This window comes from Sulfitobacter sp. HI0027, from assembly GCF_001634775.1.
Classification (GTDB): Bacteria; Pseudomonadota; Alphaproteobacteria; order Rhodobacterales; family Rhodobacteraceae; genus Sulfitobacter.
Genome location: NZ_LWER01000174.1, coordinates 1 through 256 on the forward strand (window position 1 = coordinate 1; position 256 = coordinate 256).

General features: G+C 59.0%; 1 protein-coding gene. It reads left to right on the top strand.

The annotated features are described in order from the left end of the window. Nucleotides 1-256, top strand: a 256-nt coding sequence (locus A3722_RS11025) for a cytochrome P450 (RefSeq protein ID WP_150120470.1), incomplete at both ends; no start/stop codon positions are given.

Consider the following 256-nt stretch of genomic DNA (forward strand, 5'->3'; position numbering starts at 1 on the left):
CCACCAAGATCATGACCCAGGCCGACCCCGAAACAGGCGAGACCTTCGATACCGAGGAGATGGTTGATCAGGTCGCGATCTTCTTCCTCGCGGGGCATGAAACCAGCGCCTCGGCTTTGGCTTGGGCGCTCTATCTCATGGCCACCCATCCCGAATGGCAGGAGCGGCTGGCGGAAGAGGCACAGGCGCTTGAGACCTGTGATTTCCCCGTGATGTCAAAACTCAAACTTAGCCGGGATGTGTTTCGGGAGACGCT